Source organism: Sulfitobacter litoralis (assembly GCF_900103185.1).
Taxonomy (GTDB): domain Bacteria; phylum Pseudomonadota; class Alphaproteobacteria; order Rhodobacterales; family Rhodobacteraceae; genus Sulfitobacter; species Sulfitobacter litoralis.
The window spans coordinates 1-6,258 of the sequence record NZ_FNJD01000045.1; the positions used below are offsets into that span (position 1 = coordinate 1).

4 protein-coding genes and 1 pseudogene are annotated in these 6,258 nt (G+C 54.3%); 3 read left to right on the forward strand and 2 right to left on the reverse strand.

Annotated features, from left to right (window positions below; all coding sequences use genetic code 11):
- Window positions 1-336 precede the first annotated feature (336 nt).
- The 3 genes from BLQ98_RS17810 (at window position 337) to BLQ98_RS17820 (ending at window position 5,614) form a co-directional block, all read left to right on the forward strand.
- Window positions 337-3,441, forward strand: coding sequence for a CHASE domain-containing protein (locus BLQ98_RS17810; RefSeq protein ID WP_244148485.1), 3,105 nt, complete (start codon window positions 337-339; stop codon window positions 3,439-3,441).
- 145 nt (window positions 3,442-3,586) lie between these two features.
- The gene (locus tag BLQ98_RS17815) at window positions 3,587-5,239 is read left to right on the forward strand and encodes a PAS domain-containing sensor histidine kinase (RefSeq protein WP_093734528.1); all 1,653 of its coding nucleotides are present in this window, start codon (window positions 3,587-3,589) and stop codon (window positions 5,237-5,239) included.
- A 9-nt stretch (window positions 5,240-5,248) separates the two neighbouring features.
- Window positions 5,249-5,614 carry a response regulator gene (locus BLQ98_RS17820; RefSeq protein WP_093734529.1) on the forward strand — a complete coding sequence of 122 codons (366 nt, stop codon included), beginning with the start codon at window positions 5,249-5,251 and terminating at the stop codon, window positions 5,612-5,614.
- 214 nt (window positions 5,615-5,828) lie between these two features.
- Here the strand turns inward: BLQ98_RS17820 and BLQ98_RS17825 are convergent.
- A pseudogene (locus tag BLQ98_RS17825) lies at window positions 5,829-5,963 on the reverse strand (IS30 family transposase); the annotation flags it as partial.
- Between the two features lie 40 nt (window positions 5,964-6,003).
- Window positions 6,004-6,258: IS30 family transposase (locus tag BLQ98_RS17830; RefSeq protein ID WP_141135389.1), on the reverse strand; the 255-nt coding region annotated here is incomplete at its 5' end.

Here is a 6,258-nt window from a genome sequence, read left to right on the forward strand (position 1 = left end):
GTTCACGCAGGTTTAGCTCTGTATGGGCCATCTTTCATTCTCCTTGCTTTCCAGCAAGATAGGGGAAATTTCGCAACCCAGTTTAGAATGTGCCGAATCTGTTCATGATTCTCGCATAATCCTTCGTGCAAGCTACAATTAACATTGGCACCGAAAACGGTGCTACCTATAAGTGAAGAATGCCGTTAACCTTTTCAGCAAGCGGCTTTCAGCGGAATGGGCGCTGTATCCAGTTTTGCGAATTGTGAGAGAGTAGTTTTGTTCAAGCGCTTAGATTTGATTTTGGTCGTCGCCTGCCTTTTCGTGACCTTCGGGATCTACGCAGAAGGCGCGCGCATGAACCGCGCCGCGGCCAAGGCCGAATTTGCTCGCATCACCGAAGATGGCCTGCAGGCGCTAGACCGCCGGATGAATATCTATCTGCAAAGCCTGAACGGTGCTGCAGGGATGATGCAGGCATCCGAGAATATCGAGTATGACGACTTCGAAACCTTCGTTGAAAGTGTCGATATCGAAAATTACCTGCCCGGTATCAACGGGATCGGTTTCATCGAACCTGTCGCAAGGGTGGACGAAGCAGCCTTTGTGTCCCAGATGCGCGCCAATGGGACGTCTGGGTTTAAGGTCCGTCCTGAAACCAACCACGACCTAAAGTATGTGATCAAATACATCGCGCCGGTGCTGCCCAACAAGGAAGCGGTGGGGTTGGATATCAGCTTTGAAAAGGGGCGACGCGAGGCGGCAAATCGGGCGCGTGAAACCAACACACCACAGCTGACACCGCGTATCCTGCTGGTGCAGGACGCGATGAAAGAGCCGGGGTTCTTGTTGCTGCGCCCGCTGTTCTATAGCTCGGGACAGCGCGATGGGGAGTTTCGCGGTTGGGTATATGCGCCCTTTGTTGGCCGGAACCTGCTGCAAGACCTGACGCCGAACCAGAACAACGTTTACGATTTCCACGTATATGACGGCGACACGACCGATCCCGAAGCGCTGATTTATGCCAGTCAGGATCACAATCATACGGCCGGCAAATATGGCACCACCTATACCACCGAATTCTTTGGCCGGACCTGGACGGTGCAGTTTGAAAGCACGCCGCAGTTCGAAGCGCTCTTTCCCGGTGGTACCCCACTTCTGGCGCTGGTCGCAGGGATCGCGTTGACGGCAATGTTGATGATTGTACTGCGTGCCATCCGCCAGCGCGCAAATTCCTTGGCCGAGGTCGCAGAACTGCGCGAACAGCAGATCAGCGCCCGCGAGGAGGAAAACCGGTCGATCATTGAAAACAGTGTCGTGGGCATCTTCATTCTAGATCACCGGCGGCAGGTCCTGTTTGCCAACCATGCTGCGCTTGAAGTTTTCAACGAGGTAGAGGACGGCATGGGCGGACGTCCCCTGTCTGACTTTGTCACCCCTGCCCAAGGAGTTCCTGATGACGCCGGCTATAACGCGACGGGCAAGACGCGGGACGGGGCCGAGCTGTATCTTGACGTGCACCACAATGACTGGGTCACGCTGAATGGTGTCAAACGGGTGACGGCCATTGTGCGCGACGTGACTGCCGAAGTGGGGGCCGTGGAAGAACTAGCAGGAATCAAGGAACGCTACGACTATGCGTTGGCCGGATCAGAGATCGGTGTCTTTGAAGTTAATCTCGCGACTGGAAAATCGGTAGTCTCACCGACTTGGCGGAAGATTACCCATGTGGCTCCCGAGGTCGAGGATACTCAAGAAGCCTTCCTGAACCGCATCCACCCCGACGATTTGCCCCGGCTGCTTGAGGCAGATAAAAACTGTATCACCGGCAAGGCCGAAAGATCGCTCACGGAATTTCGGATGCAGTTTGGCGACAGCTGGCGCTGGATGCGGTCCGATGCCGTTGTCGTGGATCGCGCGTCCGATGGTACGGCGAAACGGATGGTCGGCACACAAAGCGACATCACCGCCCTGCGCCACGCCCGAAACGCGCTTGAGGCAAGTGAAAAGCGGTTCCGCACCGTGTTGAATGCTGCCCCCGTCGGCATGGCGACGCTGAACAGCGACGGTCGGTTTACCACCGTGAACAATGCTATGTGCGAGCTTACGGGCTATTCCCAAAAGGAGATGACCGACAGCTTTACCCTCGGACAGGTCATCCCTAAAAAAGACGTACAGATGATGCGGGATATCGTCACCCAGTTTACCCAAAGCGGGTCGAACGAAGTGTATCGGGGCGAACATCCTATCCTGCACAAAGACGGTGGCGAACGATGGGGATTGTTCAACATCACCTGGACCTATGACAAGAATGAAGACGCTTTTGTCTTTATCGCGCAAGTTAACGACATCACCGATCAAAAGAAGATCGACGAAATCAAGAATGAATTTGTCTCAACCGTTAGCCATGAATTACGCACGCCATTGACGTCGATCAAAGGCGCGCTTGGGCTGATTGAGATGTCGGCGCGGGACGCTTTGCCTGCATCCGCCCTGCGTCTGATCGAGATCGCGCGGAATAATGCGGACCGTCTGACCACCATCGTGAACGACATTCTGGACCTCGAAAAAATCTCGTCGGGCAAGATCGATTTCGACCTCGACCATATGAGCCTGAACGAGGTCATCGATTCCGCCGTCCACGAGATGATGCCTTTCGCAGTAACGCACGGGACCAGCCTTCAGATTGATGTGCCCGAGACGCCGATCCATGTAACGGCGGATTGGTCGCGCATGATGCAGGTTCTGGCAAACCTGATTTCCAATGCCTGCAAATATTCAAACGAAGGCACAGCTGTTACGATCAAGGCGGAACCGATTGGCGAAATGGCGATCGTCTATGTGCAGAATTTCGGCCCCGGCGTGCCTGAAAATTTCAAGAACCGCATCTTCCAGGCGTTTTCGCAGGCCGATGGATCAGACACACGCGCAAAGGGCGGGACCGGCCTTGGGCTGAACATCACGCGGCAGATCGTGTGGCGGCAGGGCGGGAATATCGGGTTCGAAAGCAAGCCGAGCGGGACGACTATCTTTTGGTTTACGTGCCCGTTAAGCAGTGGTCCTGCTGACGTGCAGGGGCCTGTCCAGCCGCCGCAGCTCGAGGTCGTTGCTGATACGGAGCGCAACCTAAAGGTGTTGCATCTTGAGGATGATGAAGAGTTTGCAGAGGTGCTTCGCGAGGGGTTAAAGCCCTTTGCCGACGTCCAGAACGTCACTCGTCTGAACGAGGTTCCTGCCGCGCTGAATACGGGACCGTTGGACGTTATCGTTCTGGACTGGACGGTGCCGGATGGTGATGCAAGTGCCGTTCTGGACGACATAGCAAGGTTTCAACCCCAAGCGCGGGTGGTCGGACTGACATCGGATGCCGCACGCGACAAGGATAGCCGAGTGGGCACGCATCTGGTAAAATCGCAAACTGAGCTATCGCATATTATCAACAGCATTGTCGGGTCGACATAAAGCCTGCGTTGATCTATCTCAGGTTGTGTATAATTTATTTTAAGTCGCCTTAAAAATGACTAGATGCTTTTGTCTATAGGGGCGCAAGGGATAAGAGGGTGCTGAAGCTGGGATGGTGCCTTCTTTTTGTAGATAAGGACGTCCTATGTCTTGGAACGAAAAAAAGAGCCGCATCGCGACTGGTTTCGTCGCAGGGTCGGCTTTGGCCGGAGGGTGGTACACCTCAAGCGCGGCGCTCTTGTCGGGTGGGGCTGCCCAGACTGTTCCCATTGTTGGCGCGATTGCACTTGCCGGCCTTGTTCCCCTGATTGCAATGAATTTTCGATCGACGCCGGCGCGGTCCACGATAGATGACAGCCTTAAGCAACAGCTCAGCGTCCTGAAGAAGCACACGATGGTGAATGTCGTCGACATCGATAACCGGCTGGTAGAGGTGAACGACCTGCTGCTTGAGGCGACGGGCTATACACGCGACGAACTGATCGGCCAACCGGTCAAGATGTTATATGCCAGCGACAACCATATCACGACAGCCGAAATTCGGGATTTTCTAAGGCAGGGCAAGGGCTGGCAAGGCCAGACCACATTGCGTCATCGTGATGGCTCTAGCTGTGTGACCCAAACGACCGTAACGCCGCTGCGGGACGCCGATGGCAATTGGATAGGGTCGATCTCGGCGCGCACGGATATTACGGCAACCACAAAATTGATCGCCCGACGCGACACGGCCATGACATTGCACGAGCTACGCGATGACATCTGGATTGTGTCTGAACAGGATCTTGAACTGCGGTATATGAACCTCGCGGCAAAGGCGCGGTTCGGCTGGGCAAAACGCCCTGACGATGGGCTGACTGTACGCGATATGTCGCGGGACAACGGGTGCGAAGACGTGCTTGAGGCGTGTCTGCGGATAGTGGACACAGGCGAGACGTTCACCACTTTTAGCGCACAGATCGGGTCTAAGAAATTCGACGGGTCGATCAAATGGCTGAACAAGGGGACCGCCGATGGTCGCTTGCTGATCATGTTGCACGACATCACCGAACGTCTTGAACAAGACCAGCTTCAGGCGGATTTCATTTCGATGGTCAGCCACGAGCTGCGGTCGCCGCTGACCTCTATCAAGGGATCCATGGGGTTATTGTTGTCCAAGGCCGCGGGGGAGCTGCCACCCAAGGCCGAAGGGCTGCTGGAAATTGCGCATCGCAACGCCGACCGTCTGGTGCTGATTATCAATGATATTCTGGACATCGAGAAGATATCGTCGGGACGTCTGGATTTCGAGATGGAAACCGCAGACCTGTCAGAGTTGATCGCGGAATCTTTGCGGGCCAACGCGATGGCGCATCAGCGGTTTGGTCTTCAAATCAAATGCCGCGGTGTTGATACCTCGACGTTTATCGAAACTGACGCCAACCGTATCATTCAAGTTTTAACCAACCTTATGTCGAATGCCGCGAAGTTTTCCAAACCCGGCGGTGTGGTCGAAATTTCTGTTACCAAGAACGAAGAAGTCGTTAGTGTATCCGTGCGTGACGAAGGTATGGGCATTGCCACAGAAGACCAACACAAGATTTTCCAGCGTTTTGCAGATATGGCAAACTCGGATCGTGCGAGCAAAGGCGGTACCGGTTTGGGGCTGAGTATCTGTAAAGCAATTGTTGAAGGTTTGGGTGGGACGATCAATTTTGTGAGTGACGAAGGGCGGGGGACAACTTTCACCTTCACTTTACCCGTCAAAACGCGGCATTCTGAGCCGGACAAAGATTTTGAAAGACTAGAAAATGTTGGATAAGTGTACCGTATGATCAAATTGCTTCACGTAGAAGACGATGCCGATATCCGCGAAATCGCCAAGATGTCTCTCGAGCTTTCGGGCGATTTCGTGGTTGAACAGTGTGATTGCGGCGAACAAGCGCTTGAAAAGACGCTCGATTATATCCCCGATGTATTTCTGTTGGACATGATGATGCCGGGCATGACGGGCCGCCAAACGCTAGAAAAGCTGCGCGAGAATCCGAACTTTGCAAATGTACCTGCAATTTTCATGACCGCGCGGGCACAGCCCAACGAATTGGAAGAGCTGCGTGGCATTGGCGCGACAGAGGTGATCAGCAAACCATTTGATCCCATGTCGCTGGCAGACCAGATCAAAGCCGCCATCGCGTGAAGCCTACCAAATTTTAGAATACAGAAACCGCAGTGGCGTACACTGCGGTTTTTTACTTTTGTGTCATATCCGTAGTTTCTGATGTTTAGGGTGCCGAGCGGGTGATCTGAACGCTTTGCGGTGTGAACTCACGCTGAAGTGCGGTTCTTGATATCTCGTTTTACTCCAACCGGTTCTGTATTTCCATCAGGTTGCTTTCAAAGACCTCAGCGGCCTTAAGATGTTTCCTGGCGGAGAACTCGGTGCCTCGGTCGAAGGTGATCGACTGGCGCGCGTCGGCGGGCAGGGGAGCCAACCCGTTGATCAGGGACTCCTTGATCGGCTTGGATTGGCGATCTTCACTACGCATCTATCCGCTGGATTCTCAAGGGTCGTTGCGACGGTTACCGCTATCTTAGTTTCATGAGTTCTTCCCTGAATGCTTCCGTTGGTGTGCGCCATCCCAGACACTTTCTGGGCGTGCCGTTCAAGCGGTCGCAAATCGACTTCATATCTCGATTTGAGAGCGCGGCCACAGGCGCATCTCTTGGTAGGTAGCGCCGCGCACGCTTGTTCAGGTTTTCGACGGAACCCTTTTGCCACGGGGCTTGCGGATCACAGAACCATGCCTCGGTTCCGATTCCAGGTTCCAGCTTGCGCCAATT